This window comes from Limnohabitans sp., assembly GCF_034680285.1.
Classification (GTDB): domain Bacteria; phylum Pseudomonadota; class Gammaproteobacteria; order Burkholderiales; family Burkholderiaceae_C; genus Limnohabitans_A.
This window is the reverse complement of sequence record NZ_JAXITC010000002.1, coordinates 122,798-144,545: the sequence shown is the minus strand read 5'-3', so window position 1 is coordinate 144,545 and position 21,748 is coordinate 122,798. Positions and strand designations below refer to the sequence as shown.

At 59.2% G+C, this 21,748-nt stretch carries 24 protein-coding genes; 14 read left to right on the top strand and 10 right to left on the bottom strand.

Annotated features, from left to right (window positions below; all coding sequences use genetic code 11):
* Nucleotides 1-9: 9 nt before the first annotated feature.
* The 8 genes from SWE17_RS02470 to SWE17_RS02435 are packed head-to-tail and all read left to right on the top strand — an operon-like array spanning nt 10 to nt 7,209.
* Complete coding sequence (locus SWE17_RS02470; protein ID WP_322991698.1) at nt 10-1,329, top strand: NAD(P)/FAD-dependent oxidoreductase; 1,320 nt, start codon at nt 10-12, stop codon at nt 1,327-1,329.
* A complete protein-coding gene (locus SWE17_RS02465) occupies nt 1,326-2,102 on the top strand; it encodes a DUF1365 domain-containing protein (RefSeq protein ID WP_322991543.1) in 777 nt (258 codons plus the stop codon). Before SWE17_RS02470 ends, SWE17_RS02465 begins: the two co-directional genes overlap by 4 nt.
* A gap of 29 nt (nt 2,103-2,131) precedes the next feature.
* Complete coding sequence (locus SWE17_RS02460; protein WP_322991542.1) at nt 2,132-3,373, top strand: cyclopropane-fatty-acyl-phospholipid synthase family protein; 1,242 nt, start codon at nt 2,132-2,134, stop codon at nt 3,371-3,373.
* A 7-nt stretch (nt 3,374-3,380) separates the two neighbouring features.
* Nucleotides 3,381-4,013, top strand: coding sequence for a chalcone isomerase family protein (locus SWE17_RS02455; RefSeq protein WP_322991541.1), 633 nt, complete (start codon nt 3,381-3,383; stop codon nt 4,011-4,013).
* Nucleotides 4,010-5,350, top strand: coding sequence for an MFS transporter (locus SWE17_RS02450; RefSeq protein WP_322991540.1), 1,341 nt, complete (start codon nt 4,010-4,012; stop codon nt 5,348-5,350). Before SWE17_RS02455 ends, SWE17_RS02450 begins: the two co-directional genes overlap by 4 nt.
* Before the next feature lie 34 nt (nt 5,351-5,384).
* The gene (locus SWE17_RS02445; protein WP_322991539.1) at nt 5,385-5,978 is read left to right on the top strand and encodes a DUF3833 domain-containing protein; all 594 of its coding nucleotides are present in this window, start codon (nt 5,385-5,387) and stop codon (nt 5,976-5,978) included.
* A gap of 5 nt (nt 5,979-5,983) precedes the next feature.
* Nucleotides 5,984-6,754 (top strand): SDR family NAD(P)-dependent oxidoreductase, encoded by a 771-nt coding sequence (locus tag SWE17_RS02440; protein WP_322991538.1) that lies wholly within the window; start codon nt 5,984-5,986, stop codon nt 6,752-6,754.
* A 20-nt stretch (nt 6,755-6,774) separates the two neighbouring features.
* The gene (locus SWE17_RS02435; RefSeq protein ID WP_322991537.1) at nt 6,775-7,209 is read left to right on the top strand and encodes a nuclear transport factor 2 family protein; all 435 of its coding nucleotides are present in this window, start codon (nt 6,775-6,777) and stop codon (nt 7,207-7,209) included.
* 23 nt (nt 7,210-7,232) lie between these two features.
* On the opposite strand, the gene SWE17_RS02430 is transcribed toward SWE17_RS02435, so the two are convergent.
* Nucleotides 7,233-7,847, bottom strand: coding sequence for a glutathione S-transferase N-terminal domain-containing protein (locus tag SWE17_RS02430; protein ID WP_322991536.1), 615 nt, complete (start codon nt 7,845-7,847; stop codon nt 7,233-7,235).
* A 123-nt stretch (nt 7,848-7,970) separates the two neighbouring features.
* Between SWE17_RS02430 and purB the strand changes: the two genes are divergently transcribed.
* Nucleotides 7,971-9,371: an adenylosuccinate lyase gene (purB, locus tag SWE17_RS02425; protein WP_322991535.1), complete on the top strand. Its 1,401-nt coding sequence runs from the start codon at nt 7,971-7,973 to the stop codon at nt 9,369-9,371.
* Nucleotides 9,372-9,374: 3 nt separating this feature from the next.
* Nucleotides 9,375-9,935 carry a YaeQ family protein gene (locus SWE17_RS02420; protein ID WP_322991534.1) on the top strand — a complete coding sequence of 187 codons (561 nt, stop codon included), beginning with the start codon at nt 9,375-9,377 and terminating at the stop codon, nt 9,933-9,935.
* A 4-nt stretch (nt 9,936-9,939) separates the two neighbouring features.
* Here the strand turns inward: SWE17_RS02420 and SWE17_RS02415 are convergent, their stop codons facing one another.
* Both SWE17_RS02415 and SWE17_RS02410 read right to left on the bottom strand, forming a co-directional pair.
* Nucleotides 9,940-10,407 carry a DUF3717 domain-containing protein gene (locus SWE17_RS02415; RefSeq protein WP_322991533.1) on the bottom strand — a complete coding sequence of 156 codons (468 nt, stop codon included), beginning with the start codon at nt 10,405-10,407 and terminating at the stop codon, nt 9,940-9,942.
* 49 nt (nt 10,408-10,456) lie between these two features.
* Nucleotides 10,457-11,998, bottom strand: coding sequence for a M48 family metalloprotease (locus tag SWE17_RS02410; protein ID WP_322991532.1), 1,542 nt, complete (start codon nt 11,996-11,998; stop codon nt 10,457-10,459).
* A gap of 98 nt (nt 11,999-12,096) precedes the next feature.
* Between SWE17_RS02410 and moaC the strand changes: the two genes are divergently transcribed.
* The gene (gene moaC, locus SWE17_RS02405; protein ID WP_322991531.1) at nt 12,097-12,588 is read left to right on the top strand and encodes a cyclic pyranopterin monophosphate synthase MoaC; all 492 of its coding nucleotides are present in this window, start codon (nt 12,097-12,099) and stop codon (nt 12,586-12,588) included.
* Nucleotides 12,589-12,608: 20 nt separating this feature from the next.
* Here the strand turns inward: moaC and SWE17_RS02400 are convergent, their stop codons facing one another.
* From SWE17_RS02400 to sucC, 5 genes are all read right to left on the bottom strand, one after another.
* Nucleotides 12,609-14,093: a PglL family O-oligosaccharyltransferase gene (locus tag SWE17_RS02400; RefSeq protein ID WP_322991530.1), complete on the bottom strand. Its 1,485-nt coding sequence runs from the start codon at nt 14,091-14,093 to the stop codon at nt 12,609-12,611.
* A 60-nt stretch (nt 14,094-14,153) separates the two neighbouring features.
* Nucleotides 14,154-14,636 (bottom strand): pilin, encoded by a 483-nt coding sequence (locus SWE17_RS02395; RefSeq protein WP_322991529.1) that lies wholly within the window; start codon nt 14,634-14,636, stop codon nt 14,154-14,156.
* Nucleotides 14,637-14,701: 65 nt separating this feature from the next.
* Complete coding sequence (locus tag SWE17_RS02390) at nt 14,702-15,418, bottom strand: TerC family protein (RefSeq protein WP_322991528.1); 717 nt, start codon at nt 15,416-15,418, stop codon at nt 14,702-14,704.
* A gap of 149 nt (nt 15,419-15,567) precedes the next feature.
* The gene (gene sucD / locus SWE17_RS02385) at nt 15,568-16,464 is read right to left on the bottom strand and encodes a succinate--CoA ligase subunit alpha (RefSeq protein ID WP_295521289.1); all 897 of its coding nucleotides are present in this window, start codon (nt 16,462-16,464) and stop codon (nt 15,568-15,570) included.
* A 51-nt stretch (nt 16,465-16,515) separates the two neighbouring features.
* Nucleotides 16,516-17,676 carry an ADP-forming succinate--CoA ligase subunit beta gene (gene sucC, locus SWE17_RS02380; RefSeq protein WP_322991527.1) on the bottom strand — a complete coding sequence of 387 codons (1,161 nt, stop codon included), beginning with the start codon at nt 17,674-17,676 and terminating at the stop codon, nt 16,516-16,518.
* A gap of 174 nt (nt 17,677-17,850) precedes the next feature.
* Between sucC and argC the strand changes: the two genes are divergently transcribed.
* On the top strand, nt 17,851-18,774 hold the full coding sequence (gene argC / locus SWE17_RS02375) for an N-acetyl-gamma-glutamyl-phosphate reductase (RefSeq protein WP_322991526.1): 924 nt from the start codon (nt 17,851-17,853) through the stop codon (nt 18,772-18,774).
* A gap of 21 nt (nt 18,775-18,795) precedes the next feature.
* Here the strand turns inward: argC and recX are convergent, their stop codons facing one another.
* Entirely contained in the window at nt 18,796-19,254 is a 459-nt protein-coding gene (recX, locus tag SWE17_RS02370; protein WP_322991525.1) for a recombination regulator RecX, read from the bottom strand.
* Nucleotides 19,255-19,278: 24 nt separating this feature from the next.
* Nucleotides 19,279-20,316, bottom strand: coding sequence for a recombinase RecA (recA, locus tag SWE17_RS02365; protein WP_291912247.1), 1,038 nt, complete (start codon nt 20,314-20,316; stop codon nt 19,279-19,281).
* 144 nt (nt 20,317-20,460) lie between these two features.
* On the opposite strand from recA, the gene SWE17_RS02360 reads away from it, so the two are divergent.
* Together SWE17_RS02360 and SWE17_RS02355 are read left to right on the top strand one after the other, a co-directional pair.
* Nucleotides 20,461-20,961, top strand: a complete 501-nt coding sequence (locus SWE17_RS02360) for a helix-turn-helix domain-containing protein (protein WP_322991524.1) — start codon at nt 20,461-20,463, stop codon at nt 20,959-20,961.
* A gap of 103 nt (nt 20,962-21,064) precedes the next feature.
* On the top strand, nt 21,065-21,739 hold the full coding sequence (locus tag SWE17_RS02355) for a response regulator transcription factor (protein WP_090044111.1): 675 nt from the start codon (nt 21,065-21,067) through the stop codon (nt 21,737-21,739).
* Nucleotides 21,740-21,748 lie beyond the last annotated feature (9 nt).

Below are 21,748 nucleotides of genomic sequence, written 5' to 3'. Positions count from 1 at the left end.
AAGCCGCGCATGAAACTGGCGATTGTGGGTTCGGGTATTTCCGGCTTGGCCGTGGCCCATACCTTGAAATACCATGCCGACATCACCGTGTTTGAGGCTGGAGACTACTTTGGCGGCCACACCCACACGGTGGACATCACCCTGCCCACGCCGCAAGGCATGGTCACGCACGGTGTGGACACCGGCTTTTTGGTTTTCAATGAACGCACCTACCCCAACCTCATCAACCTGTTCGCCGACCTAAATGTCGAGACTGCGCCGTCTGACATGTCGTTTTCGGTCAAGGTGCCGGGCGCTCTGAACGGCCGCACTTTGGAGTGGAGCGGCACCGACCTGAACAGCGTGTTCGCGCAACGCAGCAACTTGGTCAACCCACGGTTTTGGCGCATGTTGGCTGATGTGATGCGTTTCAATGCACTGTGCACCCGCATTGCCAAAGAGCAGCGAGAAACAGAGCTGCAGCAGCCACTCGCAGACTTTTTGCGCACGCACAAGTTCAGCGAGCCGTTTCGCGATTGGTATTTTTTGCCCATGCTCGGCTGCATCTGGAGTTGCCCAACCGATCAGATGCTGCAGTTCCCGGTCGCGACCATGATCCGGTTCTGTCACAACCACGGCCTCATTCAGGTGACGAACCGCCCCCAGTGGTTCAGCGTGGTGGGCGGTGCTCGAAACTACGTCGAGAAAATTTTGGCAGGCGTGCACGACAAACGCCTGAACACGCCTGTGCGCTTGATTGAGCGCGACGCACAAGGCGTGCGCATCGTCACCGATGGGCATGCAGAGCGCTTTGACCAAGTGGTCATTGCCACCCACACCGACCAGGCACTCGGCATGCTCCGTGAGGCCAGCACTTATGAGCGCAGTTTGCTGGGTGCCATCCGCTACCAAGAAAACCGCGCCGTGCTGCACACCGATGCCAGCGTGTTGCCTGCCCAGCCCAAGACTTGGGCTGCTTGGAACTATGAGCGTGCGGCCAGCAGCGAGCGCGAGTCCTCGCGGGTGTGCCTGCATTACTTGCTCAACCGTTTGCAACGCATCCCATTTGCACAGCCCGTGGTGGTTTCGCTCAACCCGCTGCAAGACATCGATCCGGCCACCATCGTGGGTGAATACGACTACGCCCACCCGGTGTTTGACTTGGCCGCCATCGAAGCGCAAAAGCGCTTGCCTCTGTTGCAAGGCCAGCAGCACACTTGGTACGCAGGGGCTTGGACAGGTTATGGCTTCCACGAAGACGGCCTGAAGTCTGGCCTGCAAGTGGGCCGGTCTTTGCTTCAGCTGATCGGTGATCAGAGCAAATCGTCGCACGACAAGTGGGTTGCATGAAGCCTGCCACTGCGCTCATCGGTTGGGGCCAGGTGCGGCACACACGCCACCGCCCTGCGCACCATGCCTTTGCGTACCCGACAGCGTTTTTGATGTTGCCCATGCGCAGCATGCAAGCGGGTAACTGCACCACGGCATTGGCCATCAACCGCCGCGCTTGGTTTGCCTTTCATGACGCCGATCACGGCGATGGTCGGCCCGTCGAGACTGGCGGCGCACTGGCCTGGCTCGATGAGTTGCTACAGCGTGAAGGGATTGAAGACGCCACGGGCGAAGTTTGGCTGCAGGCTTTCCCCCGTGTGCTGGGCCACGCCTTTAAACCTGTGAGTTTTTGGTATGTGCACCGCGCCGATGGTCGGCTGGCCGCCATCGTGGCGGAGGTGAACAACACCTTTGGCGAGCGCCATTGCTACCTCTTGCCCGAGCCTCAATATGGTCAAACCATGCTGGCGCACAAGGTTTTCCACGTTTCACCTTTTTGTGATGTGCAAGGCGAGTACCGCTTTCGCTTCATGCGCGTGACGCACGGCGGGCAAGACCGCATCGTGGCGCGTGTGGACCATGGCGATGCCGATGGCCCCTTGATTGACACCAGTTGGAGCGGTGTGCTCGAACCCGCCACCTCAACGGCCTTGCGCCGCGTGGTGTGGCGATTTCCGCTGCTGACCTTGGGGGTGGTGGCCCGCATCCATTGGCACGCCTTGCTGCTGTGGCTGAAAAAAGTACCGTTTTGGCACAAGCCCGAACCGCCCCGCGATTTTGTGACCCGATGAACACTGGACCCCACCGGATGCCACCCACCATGAAGACAGCCGACTCTGCCCAAACCTTGGGCCCACGCGCCACCACCATTTCGCATGCCAGCCTTCCCAAAGCCGCCGTGCGTTTGCTCAGCCTCTTGACCCGTCTGAAAATCGGCAAGCTCACGGTGCATGCGCCCGACGGCAACCTCCAAGTCTTTGGCACGCACGAGGCTCCGTTTGCGGCCCTGCACATCCACCGCTGGGACATGTGTGCCGAGGTCCTCAAATCGGGCGACATTGGTTTTGCCGAGGGCTATATGGCTGGCGACTGGACCACGCCGGATTTGGCAGCCTTGCTGCGCTTGACGATTGCCAACCGCGACCACATCGAGAGCGCCATTTATGGCCACTGGTTGGGGCGATTGTTTTACCGCATCAAGCATCTGCTCAACCGCAACAACCGCAGCAACAGCCGCAAAAACATCCACGCCCATTACGACTTGGGTAACGCCTTTTACGAGCTGTGGCTGGACGGTACGATGAACTATTCGTCGGCCTGGTTTGAAGGCGACCACACGAAAGACATGGCGGAGGCCCAAAAAGCCAAGGTGCGCCGCGCCCTGCGTATGGTCAACGCCAAGCCAGGTGACCGCGTGCTGGAGATTGGCTGCGGCTGGGGCGCTTTGGCCGAAGCGGCCACCACCGAGTTTGGGGCGCACATCACGGGCGTGACCTTGTCCACCGAGCAGCTGGCGTTTGCCAACGCCCGCATGCAATCGCACGGCGTGCAACAACGCGCGGATTTGCGCTTGCAAGACTACCGCGACATCGACGATGGGCCCTACGACGCGGTCTGCTCCATCGAGATGATCGAGGCGGTGGGCCAGGAATATTGGCCGACTTATTTTCAAACCATCAGCCGCATGCTCAAGCCCGGTGGCCGCGCGTGCGTGCAGAGCATCACGATTGACGACCGCTTTTTTGAGCGTTACTTGCAATCGACCGATTTCATTCAGCAGTACATTTTTCCGGGTGGCTGTTTGCCAAGCCCCAGTGAGTTTCGCAAGCAGGCTCAGGCGGCAGGCTTGCAGGTGGTTGATGAATTGAACTTCGGCCCCGACTACGCCGAAACCCTGCGCCGCTGGCGCGAAAGCTTCATGTCCCAACTCGATACCGTGCGCATGCTGAAATTTGACGACCGCTTCATCCGTTTGTGGTCCTTTTATTTGGCGTATTGCGAAGCCGCGTTCGATGAGGCCAACATCGACGTGGTGCAGTTCACTTTGGCCAAACCCGGCTGACCAGAACATGCAAAAACCTCTGAAAACGATGCAAGCCAAGCGCTGCAGGCAGTTTGTGTCTCCAGCAAATTGCGTGGCGCTCATCGTCAGTGGTTGGATGTTTCTCGCTCTTTTCAGCCATGCACAGGCACAGACGCAAGCCAAGGATCACGCGCTCAACGCTGAGTTCAGTCGACCCGAAGTGGCCGCTCTGAAGGGGGTCGTGCCCACCCCACCCGTGCGCTTGCGGGTCTGGGGTTTTGAGGTGTACGACGCCCGCCTTTGGACGCCGGTTGGCTTTCGGTACGGGCAAGCTGTTCAGTTCCCATTCGCACTGGAGTTGCAGTACCTTCGCAGGATCGAAGGGGCCGCGATTGCCAGCCGCTCGATCGAAGAAATGCGGCGTGTGGCCAGCCTCAGCGAGGCGCAAGTGCAAAACTGGCAAACAGCCATGCGAGAAATATTCCCCAATGTGTCAGCGGGCGAGCGCATCACGGGCGTGAACCTGCCAGGTGTTGGTGCCGAGTTTTGGGTCAACGGCCAGCGCGTGGGGACGGTCAAGGACGTGGCCTTTGCGCGCTTGTTTTTTGGCATCTGGCTCGACGAACGCACCTCTGAGCCCAAAATGCGCGCCCAGCTCTTGCAAGGCTTGCAGCCATGAGTGCTGTGACCCAAGTCATTAGCACTACAGCACCAAGCCAAGCCTTCGCTTCATATGGCTTGCTGGGCTTACCGCTGGCCTTTGTGGCGCTGCCTGTGTATGTGCATTTGCCCAATTTGTACGCCCACCAGTACGGCGTGCCGTTAGCCGCTCTGGGGGGGGTGTTGCTGATCGGCCGGACCGTGGACGCGGTGGTGGATCCGTGGCTTGGGCGTTGGGGCGACAGCCTTTACCGTCACTCGTGGCGGGCCGTGTGGCTGACGGCGGTGTTCTTGGCGTTGGCCGTGGCGTTGGGTTTTGCGGCCTTGTTTTTCCCGCCTGCTGCATCCTTGTCGCCTTCGGGCTTATTGGTGTGGGTGGGCGCCGCGCTCACACTCAGCCATTTGGCCTACAGCGGTTTGGGTATCTTGCACCAGGCTTGGGCTGCGCGTCAGGGCGGTGGCGCCATGGTGCAAAGTCGCTGGGTTGCTTGGCGTGAAGGCTTTGCGCTGGTGGGTGTGTTGTTGGCATCGGCTTTGCCCGCGCTGTGGGGTTGGCCATTGACCACGGTTTTGTTGGTCGCCATGCTGGCGCTGGGCTTGTTCACTTGGCAGCGCGTTGCACGCCGCGCCTTCCCATCTGCTGTGACGGTGCCGCATGGCGATGCCCATGCCCATGCAGTTGGCAGTCTATGGCAGCCTTGGCAGCACGCGGGTTTTCGCCGCCTTTTGATGGTGTTCATGCTCAACGGTCTGGCCAGCGCCGTGCCTGCCACGCTGGTGCTGTTTTTTGTGCAAGACCTTTTGCAAGCGCCCAAGGCCATGGAGCCACTGTTCTTGGGTTTGTATTTCGCGGCGGGGGCGTTGTCGTTTCCGCTGTGGCTCAAGGTGATCGACTGCATCGGCCTCCTGCGCACCTGGGCCACCGGCATGGCTTTGTCGGTGTTGGCCTTTGTCAGTGTGGTGACGCTGGGCGCGGGCGACACCACAGGATTTTTGCTGGTGTGTGCGGTATCGGGCATGGCATTGGGCGCTGACCTCACCGTGCCCGGTGCCCTGCTCAACCAATTGATTGACCGCTGTGGTGAGCGCGGCCGCACAGACGGTGCCTTCATGGGCTGGTGGAATCTGGCGACCAAGCTCAATTTGGCCTTGGCCGCCGGATTGTCGTTGCCCTTGCTCGGTTTGTGGGGCTACGCACCTGGCCAGCAGGGCGCTGATGCCGTGCTGGCTTTGAGTCTGGCTTATGGCTTGCTGCCCTGTGTGCTCAAGCTCTTGGCCGGATTGGCTTTGTATGCCGGCCTGATGCGCCGCCCCGATTTGATTTCGGTGCCCGAAACGGCCCACCCTTCGGCTTGAAGCCGCTTTGAACCGACACAAGGAAAGTCCCAACATGCGCCATCAAAACACCCTCATCCAACGCCGCACGGCCTTGACCCGACTGGCCGTTTTGCCCGTGGCAGTGGTCACACCTTTTTTGGCCAGCTGCGCTGGACCCCAAGTGCAAAGCTACGCACAAGAAAAACCGCTTTTGGATTTGCGCACTTACTTCAACGGCGCCATCGATGCTTGGGGTGTTTTCACCGACCGCAGCGGCCAAGTGGTCAAACGCTTTACCGTGGTCATGGATTGCAGCTGGAATGGCGATGAAGGGGTGCTGGACGAAGCTTTTGTGTACTCGGACGGTACGAAGCAGCGCCGCATCTGGAAACTCAGGGCCGGACCGAACGGCAACTACACGGGTCGCGCCGACGACGTGGTGGGCGAGGCCAGGGGCCAAGTCAGCGGCAACGCATTCCGCTGGGGCTACACCCTGGCGTTGCCGGTGGATGGCCGTGTCTGGCACGTTGACTTTGACGACTGGATGTACCTGATGGACGAACGCGTCATGCTCAACAAAGCCAGCATGAGCAAATGGGGCGTGAAGCTGGGCGAGGTCACCTTGTCCTTTACCCGCCGCACGCCTTTGACGGCCAAGCCAGGTTGATGCGCATGAGCTTGAATCAGAAAATTTCAGACTGGCAAGGCCGCCGCGTTTGGTTGGTGGGTGCATCGACCGGTATTGGTTTGGCTTGCGCACAGGCACTGCGTGCGGCGGGCGCCCAAGTGGTGGTCTCAGCGCGCAACCCGCAAGGCGTGGCGCAGTGGGCCGAGCAAGATACTGGCGTGCAGTGGCGCGCGCTCGATGTGTGCGACGGACCCCAAGTGCAGGCCACGGCCCAAGCCCTGCTGGCCGAAGGTTCGCTCGACATGGTGGTCTATGCCGCAGGTTACTACCAAGCCCAACGCGCCAGCGCCATGGATTTGGCAGAGATGCTCAAGCACGACAAAGTCAACTACCAAGGCGCGCTGCAGGTCATCGATGCGGTGCTGCCCGGCATGCTCGCCCAAGGGCGCGGCCACATCAGTTTTCTCAGCAGTGTGGCGGGTTGGCGCGGTTTGCCCAACGGCTTGGCCTACGGCCCGACCAAGGCTGCGCTCACCCACTTGGCCGAGACGCTGTATTTGGATTTGCAAGACCAGGGTATTGATGTGAGCGTGGTCAACCCCGGCTTTGTGGCCACACCGCTCACCGCACAAAACCAGTTCACCATGCCGGCCTTGATCAGCCCCGAAGAGGCTGCACGCGAGATGCTCAAGGGCTGGGCCAAAGGGCAGTTTGACATCCATTTCCCAAAGCGTTTCACGCTTTGGCTCAAACTGTTGCGCGTGCTGCCTTATCGCCTGTACTTCCCCTTGGTACGCCGGTTCACGGGGCTGTGAGCCTGAAATGAAAGCCGATCATGGACACACGACAAGCCACACAAAACCTCGCTACGTTTTTTGAAACCCTGTCGCCACAAAGCGTGGCACAGTTGCACACGGTCTATGACGCGCAAGCCACTTTCAAGGACCCGTTCAACGCAGTGCAGGGCCTGCCCGAGATCGAACGCATTTTTCGGCACATGTACGTGGCGCTGGACCAGCCGCACTTCGTCATCACTGGGCAAGTGGTTGATGGTGCACAGGCCTTTTTGACGTGGGAGTTCCGCTTTCGCTTCAAGCGCTTTGACACCACCACCTTGCAAAGCGTGCGCGGCGCCAGCCACGTGGCGTTCAACGCACAGGGCTTGGTGACGATGCACCGTGACTATTGGGATGCTGCGGAAGAGCTCTACGAGAAACTTCCGGTGCTGGGTGGGGTGATGCGCTGGCTGAAAAAACGCGCCAACACCTGAGTGCGCGCAAGCGCTGCCGAATGTCAGCCGGGCAAGCTGTCCGCGAAGCTTGGCCGCTGAGACAATTTATCGTACAGCTTGTGCAGATTCGGATGCGGCGTGCGCCAGTCGATTTGCGGGAAGCGGAAGTCCAAATAGCCCACGGCACAGCCCACCGCGATGTCAGACAAAGTCAAGTGGATCCCGGAGCAAAAGGGTTTTTCCCCCAGGCCGTGGCTCATGGCGCGCAAGGCGTGTTGGATTTTGTCAAGTTGACGGTCGATCCAGGCTTGGCTGCGCTGGCTGTCCTGGCGCTCGGTCCAGACCGCTTCCATGCGGGCCAGCAAGGCCGCATCCAGCAGACCGTCTGCCAAAGCTTCCCAGGTTTTGACTTCGGCGCGTTCACGGCCAGCGCTTGGAATCAGTTTGCCCACGGGTGACAAAGTGTCCAAGTACTCCACGATCACGCGCGAATCGAACACCGCTTCACCACCTTCCATGACCAAGCAAGGGACCTTGCCCAATGGGTTGGTGGCGTGAATGCTCGTTTGTGCGGACCACACATCCTCAGTGACAAACTGATAGTCCAATTTTTTCTCGGCCATGACGATGCGCACCTTGCGAACATAAGGACTGGTGACGGAGCCGATGAGTTTCATAGAGGATGCGGGTAATGCCGTTGAATGATGGCCGATTCTAGGTGAAACACCGTGGAAAATTCAGGCCCTGCGCCCATTTGACATGGCGCAGAACGTGAGGGTGGCGGGAATTACAATCAAAGCATGAATTTCACCCCCATTGCCGCTCTGTCGCCGCTGGATGGCCGTTACGCCAGCAAACTCAATGCCTTGCGCCCGCTCATGAGCGAGCAAGGTTATATGCACCGCCGTGTGCAGGTTGAAATCGCCTGGTTCATCGCCTTGTCTGACGCGGGTTTTGACGAGTTCAAGCCGCTGACGCCAGGTGCACGCAGTTACTTGACCGGTTTGGTGAAAAACTTTTCTGAAGCGGACGCCTTGGCCATCAAGGAGTTCGAGAAGACCACCAACCATGATGTGAAGGCGGTGGAGTACTGGATCAAGTCCAAGTTCAAAGACCGGCCCGAGCTCGAAAAAGCCGCGGAGTTTGTCCACTTTGCTTGCACCAGTGAAGACATCAACAACACCAGCCACGCCTTGCAACTCAAGGGGGCGCGCGCCCAAGTGATCTTGCCGGGGCTTGACGGCCTGATCGCCAAATTGCGTGAGATGGCGCACCAATTTGCCGAGGTGCCCATGCTCAGCCGTACACACGGGCAGACGGCCAGCCCCACCACCGTGGGCAAGGAGATGGCCAACGTGGTGATGCGCCTGAACGGCTGCCGCACCAAAATTGCGGCAGTTCAGCTGATGGGCAAGATGAATGGCGCTGTAGGCAATTACAACGCCCACCTGTCTGCTTGGCCAGACTTTGATTGGGAAGCCTTCGCTCGCCAAGTGGTCGAGACGCCCGAGATCAGCGACACGCAGTCTGCCCACTGGGGCTTGGGCCTCACATTTCAGCCTTACAGCATTCAAATCGAGCCGCACGACTACATGGCCGAGTTGTTCGACGCCGTGGCGCGTACCAACACCATCCTGATTGACTTGTCGCGCGACATTTGGGGCTATGTGAGCTTGGGCTATTTCAAGCAGCGCTTGAAGGCGGGCGAGATCGGCTCGTCCACCATGCCGCACAAGGTCAATCCGATCGACTTTGAAAATGCCGAAGGCAATTTGGGCTTGGCCAATGCCGTGCTCAAACACTTGAGTGAAAAGCTGCCCATCAGCCGTTGGCAACGTGACCTGACCGACTCCACCGTGCTGCGCAACATGGGCGTGGGTCTGGGCTACACCGCGCTGGCTTATGCGTCGCTCATGACCGGATTGAACAAACTGGAGCTGAACGAAGAAGCGCTGGCGGAGGACTTGGATGCCGCTTGGGAAGTGCTGGCCGAGCCGATCCAGACCGTCATGCGCCGCTATGGCGTGCAGGGCGCGTATGAAAAGCTCAAGGAAGTGACACGCGGCAAGACCGTCACTGCGGCCGATCTGCATGGCTTGATCGCCGCGCTGGAGATTCCGCAAGCCGACAAGGACCGCCTGCTGGCCATGACGCCGGGCAGCTACATCGGCAAAGCCGCTGAGTTGGCACGCCGGGTCTGAACCATGGCCCTCAAATCGACCATCTACAAAGCCAATCTGTCGATCGCTGACATCGATCACAGCTATTACGAAGACCACCAGCTCACGCTCGCACGCCACCCCAGCGAGACCGACGAGCGCATGATGATCCGCCTGCTGGCGCTGGCCATCAATGCCTACAAGTTGCAGGCAGTGTGCAACGGTGACGGCAAGCTGGCTTTTGGAGCCGGTTTGTCAGACCCGGATGACCCCGATTGCAGCCTGCGCGATTTCACAGGCCAAACGCGGATGTGGATCGAAGTCGGCCAGCCCGAAGACAAGCCGATCATGAAAGCTTGTCAAAAAGCCGATGAAGTCTTGTTGTACTGCTTCAACCACGCGGCCGAAGTTTGGTGGAAGGGCATCGAGACCAAACTCACGCGTTTGGACAAGTTGCAAGTCTGGCGTGTCCCGACCGAAGGCTCTCAAGAGCTGGCCAAGCTGGCCGAGCGCAGCATGCAGCTGCAAGCCACCGTTCAAGAAGGCAGCGTGACCTTCAGTAGCGACAAAGGCAGCGTGCACATCGAGCTGATTCGCTGGAAGTGACTTTTTAATCGGCTGGTTTCAGGTCGAGTGCTGTTTGCGCCTCGGCCGCCGCTCTCGCCCAGTGGCGATCTTCGGCGGCGCGTTCAGCGTATTTGTTGAAACGCCACGACGTGCCGTCGGCGGTGATGCGTTGCCAGATGCCACGCTTCTCTCCGGGCGTCATTTCGATCCACAGCTGGACCTCTTCAAAGCTGCGTCCACAGCCCTTGCACACTTCATCGCCTTGGCTGGTGGAGCAAATGGCGATGCAAGGCGTATCGGGCGTGCTGGCGTACCAGTCCTGCCAAGCTTCGGCAGCGGCCAAGGGCAAGGTGAATTCGTCTGCCAAGTCTTGTTTGTAATACACCATCAAGGCATACACCTCGGCCAGTGCCCGCAACTCGCGCGGCAGTGTCACCCCATCAGGCGAGGGGTTCTTGGTGCGCCAATGGTTGATGGCGGCTTCGATGTCGGTGATGTGGATGCCGGCCATGTTCTGTCTCAAATGGGAGCGCGATCATAGCGCCATCCTGCATGCAATTTCAACGCTCAGTTTGGATCGCCCTGATTTGGGCTTGAGCCTGTCGCAAGCGCGTATCCACAATCGATGCCTCGATGTGGTCACCTGCTTGAAGTCGGTTGTTCCTTGCCCAATCTTGCGCTGCACGAAATCGGTCTACCGCACCTGGCCAGTCCATGCGGGCCATTTGGGCTTCGCCTTCGGCGCGCAGCGATGGCAGGGCTTGGCCCTGCAAGTTGAGCATGCTGGCCAGTGTGTTCCAAGCTTGTGCATCGTTCGGTACTTGAGTGACCCATTCGCGCAGTTGAAGTGTGATGGCGGCGCGCTCAGGGCGTGGTGGCAACCGCAGCAAGGCCTGTGCAGCGGCCATCAACTCTGGGCGCTTGAAAGGTTTGCTGCTGGCGGCTTCCAATATTTGAAGGGCCGATGCAAAGCGCTCTTGCCGGATGGCCAATTCTGCTTGCAGCAGTGTGGCCAATCGATGGGCCTCAGGGTTTTGGACCGTCAATGGCAGCAGACTTTGCAAAGCGGTTTCGGCAGCGGGCCCGTCTCTGAGCTGCAAATGAGCCAATGTGGCGGCATACAGGGCACCCGCTTTTTGGGCGAGGGTGACTTGTGCTGATGTGGCCTTGCTGTCCAGTGTCCAAGCCCTCAAAGCTTCCACGCCATTTTGTGACATCACCTTGGCCCGAGCGCCCAGCATCGCTTGCACCATGTCGCCGGGCGTGGTTTTAGCCGGTCCGTTCAGCTGCAAACGCGCCTGCATGTCGGCGATGCGCTCGGTGGTCAATGGGTGGCTGCGAAGGTAGGGGTAAGCGCCGTTGTCATTCACGCCAGCCGACTGCTGCAGTTTGTTGAACATGCCGACAAAGCCTTGCGGGTCATAGCCGGCATCGCTCAGCACGCCAAAGCCCACTCGGTCGGCTTCGCGCTCCATGTCTCGCGAGTAACTGAGTTGAGACTGAATAGCCGCTGCTTGGCCACCGACGATCAGCCCTTGTGCGGCTTGTGGATTTTTGCTCACTGCAATCGCACCCAAAATCATCGAGCCGATCACCCACGGCGTCATTTTGGACTGCTCATCCATGGAGCGGGCGATGTGGCGTTGAGTGACATGGCTCAATTCGTGCGCCAAGACCGAAGCCAACTCGGCATCGGAACTGACCACCGCGATCAGGCCCAAATGCACGCCCAGATAGCCGCCAGGCAAAGCAAACGCGTTCACCGACCGGTCGCGCCCCAGCAAGATGCGCCAAGCAAAACGCTCTTGTAATTCGGGTGACAACTCACCGCGCGCAGCAGCGGCTTTGACCAAGGGCGTCCACAGGCGCTGGATGTATTCGTCCAGAACCGGGTCTTCCAGATAGTCAGGATCGCGGTAAAGCTCGCGGGCGATCCGGTCGCCCAATTGGCGCTCCACACCGAGCGAAATCCCTTCGCCGTTGCCCAAAGAGGGCAAGGTGTTGTTTTGGGTCCAGGCCGGCTGCATGGCCAAGGCACCGACCAGCAGGGCCAAGAGCCCATTGGAAGAACGAAAGAAGGGTTTCAAGGTCTTGGTTTTCATGAATCAAGAGAGAACAGGAGCCATCATTTCTCCTGGTGTTACCCGTATGATGCGCCAATCTGATCAACCCTTTGTAACTGGTTTTTACCAATTCAGCCATGACCCAGTCGACCGATGTTTTGACACACTTTGACGCCCAAGGCCAAGCCCACATGGTGGATGTAGGCAGCAAGACCAGTACCCGCCGAATCGCGGTCGCTACGGGGCGCATCGAGATGTTGCCTGCGACGCTGGCACTGGTCACTTCAGGTACTGCTAAAAAAGGCGATGTGCTGGGCATTGCCCGCATCGCCGGCATCATGGGCGCCAAGAAAACCAGCGAGCTGATCCCCTTGTGTCACCCGATTGGCCTGACCCGTGTGGCGGTCGAATTTGAGGTGCTGCCCGCGGACAACGCGATCGTTTGCACCGCGACTGCCGAAACCATCGGACAGACTGGCGTGGAAATGGAAGCCTTGACGGCTGTGCAAGTGGCATTGCTGACGATCTATGACATGTGCAAAGCCGTGGACCGCGGCATGACGATGAACGGCGTGACCTTGCTGGAAAAGCATGGGGGCAAGAGTGGGAGTTTTGTCGCGGGGAAGTGATATCCGCGATGGACCGAATGTCAGAGCTTTTTCCCCGGTAGCGGCTCTGAAGGAAACGCCGCCTGCCATCGGGCGGCATGCAAGTCCACCAAATCCTGTCGCCCTAGCCTGTGGGCACTCAAAATCAGTTGGCGCACCACTTTGACCTCGGGTGAGTAGTGCAGCATCTCCTGGCTGGTGGCCAGCACCCATTCGGCATTCTCTGGTGTGATGGGGGTGGTGGTCAGTTCGGCAAAAGTGCCTGCACGCTTGAAAAACCAACTGCTGCGGGACGCCGCCAATGGATCGTTGCGCCACACGGCCCAGCGCTGCGTGGCGGGCATATAGATTTGGCGTGCACGGACGTAATCCGCTCCCACCATGCAAACGATCAACAGCACCCAGCAGCCCACCAGTTGAAGGCCGCGTGAGGTGCCAGCCCCGATGCCAGCGTTTGGGCGCAGCAGCAACACCCCACAGAGCAATACGGCCATCTGGAACGGCCCATACCAAAGCGGAAATTCCAGCAGGCTGTGCAAACCGATCACGGCCAATACCGACCACGCCAACTGATGACTTGCGTTTTGGCTCTTCCACGGCCTTGCGCGTGCCAAGACTGCCAGCAGTAAAAGACCCAATCCAGCGGCGACCGGAACGCCCAGTGCGAATGCCATGTGCAAAGGCAGGTTGTGGGCATTGCCCAAAATGTTGCAGAACCTTTGTTCGGGGCCGCCGTCATAGGGTGTGATGTAGTGGGCGTATTTGAGCTCGTCCCAGCCCCAACCGGTCCAGGGCTTTTGGCTGATCAACTCCAGCACATTCGCCCACAGCACGCGTCGGCTCCCGCAGCCCTCGTTGTGGCCCATGCGGCTCAAGGCATCAACGATGTCTTGTCCAGACAGCACGCTCAAACTCCAAGGCAACGCCCAGTTGCCCAGCAAATAAAGGGCCAAGGCCCAGAAGCTCAAGATTGCAGACAGTCGGGTTGTTTGTAGCCGGGAGCGATAAGTCCAAAACACGGCCAAACCACTGACCAGCAGCATGTGAAGCAAGCCTGTACGCGACGAGGTGGCCGCATTGCCGAGGGCCAGAAGTGCCAGCAGCCACAGAGCGTGCCCGGTTTTGAGTCCATGGGCCTGCCACCACAGCACGGCCAAGGTGCCGATGGCCAGCAAGGTGGCCAGTTGGTTGCGTTGGCGCAAGTTGGCGCCTGCGTCACCCAGTGCAGATGGATGAAGCCAAGGGCTCAAGCCCTCGGCCACCCCAAAGTATTGGATGAGCCCCATGGCGCTGCTCATCAAGGCCGCGATGGCCCAAGCCTTGGCGATGTCGATGGCTTGAATGCCATGCCCAATGACCAACAGCAAACCAATGCAACCCCAGCTGATGAGCAAGGGCACCGTGTTGGCTTGCGGCCCGGGCGACCAGGGCGCCACCCATGGCAGGACCAAAAGCAGCCCCCACAGCAAGCTTTGCAGATGCGTTTGCTTCTGATTGGCGATGTGCGGTGTGGGGCGACTCAACATGCGGGCATCACCATGAAAAACGCCCTGGGTTCAGCAGGGCGTTGGAAGGGCTGAACAAGATCAGGACGCTTTGCACGAAGCGGGCAGGTACTTCACGGGCAAACCATTGCTGCTGGCTGGGCCGCAGCGCCAGCCCGAAATGGTTTTGCCACCATCGGTGCTGCCGTTGACTGGGGTGTCACCGGTTTGCAGCGGGGTCAGGGCAATGGCGTTGGCTGAAGCGCTGGTGCTGCCACGCAGTGCATCATGCTGACCCACGACGGTGATCACACCATTGCCATCGACCGCCACACTGGCCACGTATTTGCTGGCCTGACTGTCGCAGACCTTGGGCAAAGCGGAAGACACATTGGTATCGGCCGAAGAGCTGATGGCCTCATTGACGGCTGTTTTGCAACCGTTGGCGGCCAACAGCATTTCAGACACTTTGGCCCTGATGGCGTAATCTTGGTACGCAGGCAAAGCCAGTGCACCCAGAATGCCGATGACCGCGATCACGATCATCAGCTCGATCAGTGTCAAACCTTGTTGTTTCTTAGCCATGGTTTAGTCTCCTGTAGTAGGGCACCCGATGGTAAATCATTCACCAAAAAATGCCTACTTTAGGATCAAATTGCCGCGTCTTCTGAATTGGAAGTGCGGCGGGCCATGATCAGTTTGCCCAAGGCCAACACCAGCAAGGCGCCTGCAATGCCCAAGCCGTAGCCCCAAGCTTTGTCTTGTGGCAGGTAAGCCACCAAGCCTGGATCGGTTTGGATCATGGTGCCGGCAATCCAGCCCAGCAGCATACCGCCAGCGGTGATGATGATCGGGAAACGGTCCATCAACTTGAGCACCAACTGGCTGCCCCAGACGATGATCGGGATGCTGACCAGCAAGCCGAAGATGACCAAAGGCATTTGGTGGTCGGCGTTGCCCGAGGTCTGGGCGGCACCGGCGATGGCGATCACGTTGTCCACGCTCATGACCAAATCTGCAATGATCACGGTTTTGACTGCGCCCCAGAGCTTGTCGCTGCCCTGGATGTTGCTGTGGTCGTCATCTTCATCAGGGGTGAGCAGTTTCACACCAATCCAGATGAGCAAGAGCGCCCCGACAAACTTGAGGAAGGGGATAGCCAACAGGGTGAGCGCGAAAAAGATCAGAATGACGCGCAAGACGATGGCACCGGCGGTGCCCCACATGATGCCTTTGGTGCGTTGGTGGTCAGGCAACTGGCGGCACGCCAGCGCGATCACCACAGCGTTGTCGCCACCCAGCAGGATGTCGATCATGATGATCTGCCCGACGGCAAACCAGAAAGTAGGGGTCAGAAATTCTTCCACGGTGTTCCTTAGTCGCCGACGCGGGTTCGACGAATCATGAGTTCAAAAAACGAAAAGCCGGATTGTCCCGCAGGACATCCGGCTTGGCTATTGTGGCAAACCACAGCCTTGTTCAGGGAACGGGCTTTTTGCCCGCGGGTAAACCCTGATTACTTCAGCTGAGCCTTGAGCAATTTGCCCAACTCAGATGGGTTGCGTGTGACGATGAATCCGCACTCTTCCATGATGGCCAGTTTGGCATCTGCCGTGTCGGCGCCGCCAGAAATCAGAGCACCAGCATGGCCCATGCGCTTGCCGGGAGGGGCAGTCACACCGGCGATGAAACCCACGATGGGCTTTTTCATGTTGGCCTTGCACCACTGAGCGGCTTCGGCTTCGTCTGGGCCGCCAATTTCGCCGATCATGATGACGGCGTCGGTGTCTGGATCGTCGTTGAAAGCCTTCATCACGTCGATGTGCTTCAAACCGTTGATCGGGTCACCACCGATACCGACAGCGCTGGATTGGCCCAAGCCCACTTCGGTCAACATCGCCACGGCTTCATAGGTCAAAGTGCCCGAACGGGACACCACGCCAATGCGGCCTTTGCGGTGGATGTGACCGGGCATGATGCCGATCTTGATTTCGTCAGGGGTGATCAGGCCTGGGCAGTTGGGGCCCAGCAGCAAAGTGCGCTTGCCGCCAGCCGCTTCTTTGGCCTTCATCTTGTTGCGTACTTCGAGCATGTCACGCACTGGAATGCCTTCGGTGATGCAAATCGCCAAGTCGAGGTCGGCTTCAACGGCTTCCCAGATGGCAGCGGCTGCACCTGCTGGGGGCACGTAGATCACGGACACGGTGGCGCCTGTGTTGTGAGCCGCTTCTTTGACCGATGCGTAGATTGGGATGTTGAAGATGGACTCGCCAGCCTTCTTGGGGTTCACACCCGCGACGAAGCAGTTCTTGCCGTTCGCGTATTCCTGGCATTTCTCAGTGTGGAATTGACCGGTTTTGCCGGTGATACCTTGTGTGATGACTTTGGTGTCTTTGTTGATGTAGATGGACATGTTTGTTCCTAATCAGTTGAGGACAGAGCTAAAGATCTGTCCCCAAAGTCATTACTTAACGGCTGCGACGATGGCGGTCGCGGCTTCGGCCATGGTGTCGGCGGAGATGATGGGCAGACCGGAATCGGCCAGCATCTTCTTGCCCAGCTCGTCGTTGGTGCCCTTCATGCGGACCACCAATGGCACGGACAGGTTCACGGCTTTGCAAGCGGTGATCACGCCGCTGGCGATGGTGTCGCACTTCATGATGCCGCCGAAGATGTTGACCAAAATGCCTTTGACATTCTTGTTGGCCAACATGATCTTGAAGGCTTCAGTGACCTTTTCAGCCGTTGCACCGCCGCCCACGTCCAAGAAGTTCGCGGGCTCGCCGCCAAACAACTTGATGGTGTCCATGGTGGCCATGGCCAAGCCAGCGCCGTTGACCAAGCAACCGATGTTGCCGTCCAGGCTGATGTAGGCCAGGTCGAACTTGGAAGCTTCCACTTCTGCAGGATCTTCCTCGTCCAGATCGCGGTAAGCCACGATTTCTGGGTGACGGAACAGGGCGTTGGAGTCGAAGTTGAACTTCGCATCCAGTGCCATCACGTTGCCTTTGCTGTCGCGGTTCAGTGGGTTGATTTCCACCAAAGAAGCGTCAGTTTCCATGTAGCACTGGTACAGCTTCTTGAAGATGTCCACGGCTTGTGCGGTGGAGTCAGCTGGCATGCCGATGGCATCAGAGATCTTCTTGGCCTGAGCGTCGCCCAAGCCAGTCAGGGGATCGATGAACTCGGTGATGATCTTATCGGGGGTGGAGTGAGCCACTTCCTCGATGTCCATGCCGCCTTCGCTCGAAGCGATGAAAGCGATCTTTTGGGTGGCGCGGTCGGTGACCACAGACACGTAATACTCTTTGTTGATGTCGGCGCCGTCTTCGATGTACAGGCGACGGACTTTTTGGCCTTCAGGGCCGGTCTGGTGTGTCTTGAGCTGCATGCCCAAGATTTCGCCAGAGATGCGTTTGACGTCATCGACGGTTTTGGCCACTTTGACGCCGCCGCCTTTGCCACGCCCACCGGCGTGGATTTGGGCTTTGACCACCCACACTGGACCGCCCAGTTTTTGTGCGGCTTCGACAGCCTCTTGAACGGTGAACGCCGGGATGCCGCGTGGAACTGGCACACCGAATTGACGCAAGATTTCCTTGCCTTGGTACTCGTGAATCTTCATGAGGTCTTCTCTCAGAGGGTAGTTGATTGACCGGTCCGCTGGGGTGATTCATCCGCCAGTAGGCTCTGGACACTGCAGCCTGCGACTGTATCATGCTGCAATGCACCAATCCTGATCCTTGCGTCTTACATTGACTTGACGCTGAGAACCTGAATCATTGAGGAAGTAATACCCATGGCCAAAATATTCATCGATGGCGAAGCCGGCACCACAGGTTTGCAAATCCGTGAGCGCTTGGCGTTGATGCCCCAGATCGAGGTGCTCAGCATCGACCCGGCCCGCCGCAAAGACCCTGAGGCCAAGCGTGAGTTGATGGCCGCCGCCGATTTGGTCGTGCTGTGCTTGCACGACGATGCTGCCATCGAGTCGGTGGCCATGATCGATAGCCTGCCCGGGCGCAAGCCACGCATTGTGGACGCCTCGACCGCCCACCGCTGCCACCCGGACTGGGTGTTTGGTTTTCCAGAATTGGCTGCCGACCAGTTGGCTGCTGTGCGCCAAGCCCAGCGCGTGGCCAACCCCGGTTGCTATGCAACGGGCGCCATATCGATCTTGCGCCCTTTGGTGGACGTGGGACTGATGCCCCGTGACTTTCCGGTCTGTTTGCCGTCTGTGAGTGGTTACTCCGGTGGCGGCCGAACCATGATCGAGGATTACGAATCCGGCAAAGCCCCCCTGTTTGAGGCCTATGCTTTGGGCCTTAAGCACAAACACATTCCTGAAATCATGCGCTACACCGGGCTGACCTGCCGCCCCTTGTTTGTGCCGGCAGTGGGCAATTTCCGCCAAGGCATGCTGGTTCAGCTGCCCCTGCACCTGGACAGCTTGCCAGGCAAACCGACGGCTGCTGCTGTGCACGAAGCTTTGCGCGCGCACTACGCCGCAAGCCAAGAAGCAGGAGGCTGGGTCAGTGTGCTGCCTGCCACGGCCGACGCCAAGCTCGACGCCACGGCGCTGAACGACACCAACAAGCTTGAAATCCGGGTGTTCGGCAACGAAGAGGCTCGCCAAGCGGTGGTCATCGCCCGTCTGGATAACTTGGGCAAAGGCGCCAGTGGCGCTGCGGTTCAGAACATCGAGTTGATGCTCGGTTTGTAAATCGCGTTGTCAACCGCTTCTTTAAAAGTCCTCGTCGGCGCCCTGCACCACTTTGCGCACGACCTCGGCGTTGAAGCCGCGGGTCAATAAAAACCGGATTTGCTTGGCCCGCTCGTTCGCGTCAGTGGCTGGGCTTCCAAACTTTTTGCGCCAGACGCCCAGTGCGCGGTCGAGTTCGGTCTCTCGCAACCCTTCCATGGCGGCGGCCACGGCTTCACCCGACAAACCCTTTGCCGCCAGCTCTTGCTTGACGCGAGCTGCGCCCAGTTTGCCTGCGCGGCGGTGTACCACCGACTCAATCGCCCGCCCGTCGTTGATGAAGTCCCGTGCTTGCAACTCGTCCAGCGCTTTGGCCAACTCGCCGGGCACTTCCTCGTGTTGGGCCAGTTTGCGTTCCAGCTCCATGCGCGAGTGTTCACGCTGGCTCAAAAGGCGCAGAGCGCGCCCCTTGAGCGAGGGTTGAAAGCCTGGTTTGTTCAAGCTTTGTCTCTTGGCAATGGCTGTTTATTCGCCTTTGGGCACGGCAATGGCCGATTCCAGCAAGCGGATGCCCAGCGATTCGCGCACCTTGTTTTCGATCTCGCGGGCCAAAGCCGGGTTCTCGCGCAAAAACTCGCGGGCGTTGTCACGGCCTTGGCCGATTTTCTCGCCTTGGTAGGCGTACCAAGCGCCGGACTTGTCGACGATCTTGGCGGTGACGCCCATGTCGATGACCTCGCCTTCTCGGCTGATGCCCTCGCCAAACAGGATGTCGAATTCGGCCGTTTTGAAGGGCGGCGCGACTTTGTTCTTGACCACTTTGACTTTGGTCTCGTTGCCGATCGCGTCGTCACCCTTTTTGATGGTGCCGGTGCGGCGGATGTCCAAACGCACCGAGGCGTAGAACTTGAGCGCATTGCCGCCGGTGGTGGTTTCGGGGCTGCCGAACATCACGCCGATCTTCATGCGGATCTGGTTGATGAAGATGACGGTGCAGTTGGTCTTTTTGATGGTGGCGGTCAGCTTGCGCAGGGCCTGGCTCATCAAACGGGCTTGCAAGCCGGGCAGGCTGTCGCCCATGTCGCCTTCGATTTCGGCCTTGGGCGTGAGGGCCGCGACCGAGTCGATGACGACCAGATCGACTGCGCCGGAGCGCACCAGGCTGTCCACGATTTCCAAGGCCTGCTCGCCCGTGTCGGGCTGGCTGACCAGCAACTCTTGCAGGTTGACGCCCAGGTTTTGGGCGTATTGCACGTCCAGCGCGTGCTCGGCGTCCACAAAGGCGCAGGTGCCGCCCAGGCGCTGCATTTCAGAGATGACTTGCAGGGTCAGGGTGGTTTTGCCGGAAGACTCAGGGCCGTAAATCTCGATGACGCGGCCACGGGGCAGGCCGCCCACGCCCAAAGCGATGTCCAGGCCCAAAGAGCCGGTGGAGACCACCTGGATGTCGGCGATCACTTCGCCTTCGCCCAGGCGCATGATGGTGCCTTTGCCGAATTGTTTTTCAATCTGGGCCAGGGCGGCTTGCAGGGCTTTGGACTTTTCGCTGTTGTCGTCGCTCATGGGAATCTCCTTGAATATCAATGGGTTGGGGCACCTGGCTCAGCGCTGATGTGCTGCTTACTGGATGCGTGAACAGTACTGTAAACGACCTGTACAAACCTGTAAACGATATTTTTGGTCAGTTTGCCTTATCATTGTGGGACCATGACATTGGCCCTTGAAACACACCCGCAAGACCCTGAAACGCAGGACGATCGCTGGCGTCAGACGCATTTGGGTCGTTTGCTGGGCCACGCCATGCGGCGCTTTGACGAGCGGGTGCTGCACCTGATGGCCGGTAACGAGGGCGTGCCCTTGGCTTTGGCCAATTTGGCCTCGCGTGACCAGATCAGCGCCGCGCATGTCCACATCACGCGGCATTTGGGGCTGAAAGGCTCTCGGTTGACCGATTTGGCCAAGGCGGCAGGCATGAGTAAGCAGGCCATGGGTGATCTGGTGGACCAATGCACCGCATGGGGCTTGGTGCAACGCGAACCCGACCCATTGGATGCGAGGGCCCGGCGCGTGGTGTTCACGCCCGTCGGCTTGGCTTGGCTGCAAGCGTTCAAGGACGCGGTGGCCCAAGCCGAGGCCGAGTTCCGCGAAGCGGTGGGCAAAGAGGTGGCCACGGTGGTCGCTTTGGGCCTGGAAGCCTACGCCCATTGATGCGAACACGGCAAACAACGGGCGGCAAGACACAAACCTGACACTAAAATCAAGCGGCAGGGCTCATGAGCCCAGGCCGCCGCCACAACAACAGGAGACAGACATGCGCATTCTGATAGCCGAAGACGACCAGGTGCTTGCCGATGGCTTGTTGCGCACCTTGCGCAGCGCGGGTGCTGCGGTAGACCATGTGGCCAGTGGCAGCGAGGCCGATGCCGCCCTGATGACCAACAACGAGTTTGACCTGTTGATCCTGGATTTGGGTTTGCCCAAAATGCACGGACTGGAAGTGCTCAAACGTTTGCGCTCGCGTGGTTCAGTGTTGCCCGTGTTGATCCTGACCGCGGCCGACAGCGTGGAAGAGCGGGTCAAAGGGCTGGATTACGGCGCTGACGACTACATGGCCAAGCCCTTCAGCTTGCAAGAACTCGAAGCCCGCGTGCGGGCCCTTACCCGCCGCGGTATGGGCGGTGCCACATCACAAATCAAGCATGGCCCGCTCATTTACGACCAATCTGGCCGGGTGGCCACCATCGACGGCAAGATGGTCGAGTTGTCGGCCCGCGAGTTGGGCTTGCTCGAAGTTTTGTTGCAGCGCGCAGGCCGCCTGGTCAGCAAAGACCAACTGGTCGAACGCCTGTGCGAATGGGGCGAAGAGGTCAGCAACAACGCGATCGAGGTGTACATCCACCGTTTGCGCAAGAAGATCGAAAAAGGCCCGATCCGCATCGCCACTGTGCGTGGATTGGGTTATTGCCTCGAAAAAATCCCGGGCTGAACGCCGGTT

Excerpts from the sequence above, each read along its gene's own strand:
- SWE17_RS02360 (WP_322991524.1), top strand. The coding sequence starts at position 20,461 with ATGACATTGGCCCTTGAAACACACCCGCAAGACCCTGAAACGCAGGAC.
- SWE17_RS02455 (WP_322991541.1), top strand. The coding sequence starts at position 3,381 with ATGCAAAAACCTCTGAAAACGATGCAAGCCAAGCGCTGCAGGCAGTTT.
- SWE17_RS02410 (WP_322991532.1), bottom strand. The coding sequence starts at position 11,998 with ATGAAAACCAAGACCTTGAAACCCTTCTTTCGTTCTTCCAATGGGCTC.
- SWE17_RS02420 (WP_322991534.1), top strand. The coding sequence starts at position 9,375 with ATGGCCCTCAAATCGACCATCTACAAAGCCAATCTGTCGATCGCTGAC.
- sucC (WP_322991527.1), bottom strand. The coding sequence starts at position 17,676 with ATGAAGATTCACGAGTACCAAGGCAAGGAAATCTTGCGTCAATTCGGT.
- SWE17_RS02450 (WP_322991540.1), top strand. The coding sequence starts at position 4,010 with ATGAGTGCTGTGACCCAAGTCATTAGCACTACAGCACCAAGCCAAGCC.
- SWE17_RS02460 (WP_322991542.1), top strand. The coding sequence starts at position 2,132 with ATGAAGACAGCCGACTCTGCCCAAACCTTGGGCCCACGCGCCACCACC.
- SWE17_RS02440 (WP_322991538.1), top strand. The coding sequence starts at position 5,984 with ATGAGCTTGAATCAGAAAATTTCAGACTGGCAAGGCCGCCGCGTTTGG.
- SWE17_RS02465 (WP_322991543.1), top strand. The coding sequence starts at position 1,326 with ATGAAGCCTGCCACTGCGCTCATCGGTTGGGGCCAGGTGCGGCACACA.
- SWE17_RS02415 (WP_322991533.1), bottom strand. The coding sequence starts at position 10,407 with ATGGCCGGCATCCACATCACCGACATCGAAGCCGCCATCAACCATTGG.
- SWE17_RS02430 (WP_322991536.1), bottom strand. The coding sequence starts at position 7,847 with ATGAAACTCATCGGCTCCGTCACCAGTCCTTATGTTCGCAAGGTGCGC.
- SWE17_RS02445 (WP_322991539.1), top strand. The coding sequence starts at position 5,385 with ATGCGCCATCAAAACACCCTCATCCAACGCCGCACGGCCTTGACCCGA.
- purB (WP_322991535.1), top strand. The coding sequence starts at position 7,971 with ATGAATTTCACCCCCATTGCCGCTCTGTCGCCGCTGGATGGCCGTTAC.
- argC (WP_322991526.1), top strand. The coding sequence starts at position 17,851 with ATGGCCAAAATATTCATCGATGGCGAAGCCGGCACCACAGGTTTGCAA.
- SWE17_RS02470 (WP_322991698.1), top strand. The coding sequence starts at position 10 with ATGAAACTGGCGATTGTGGGTTCGGGTATTTCCGGCTTGGCCGTGGCC.
- sucD (WP_295521289.1), bottom strand. The coding sequence starts at position 16,464 with ATGTCCATCTACATCAACAAAGACACCAAAGTCATCACACAAGGTATC.
- recA (WP_291912247.1), bottom strand. The coding sequence starts at position 20,316 with ATGAGCGACGACAACAGCGAAAAGTCCAAAGCCCTGCAAGCCGCCCTG.
- moaC (WP_322991531.1), top strand. The coding sequence starts at position 12,097 with ATGACCCAGTCGACCGATGTTTTGACACACTTTGACGCCCAAGGCCAA.
- SWE17_RS02400 (WP_322991530.1), bottom strand. The coding sequence starts at position 14,093 with ATGTTGAGTCGCCCCACACCGCACATCGCCAATCAGAAGCAAACGCAT.
- SWE17_RS02355 (WP_090044111.1), top strand. The coding sequence starts at position 21,065 with ATGCGCATTCTGATAGCCGAAGACGACCAGGTGCTTGCCGATGGCTTG.
- SWE17_RS02435 (WP_322991537.1), top strand. The coding sequence starts at position 6,775 with ATGGACACACGACAAGCCACACAAAACCTCGCTACGTTTTTTGAAACC.
- SWE17_RS02395 (WP_322991529.1), bottom strand. The coding sequence starts at position 14,636 with ATGGCTAAGAAACAACAAGGTTTGACACTGATCGAGCTGATGATCGTG.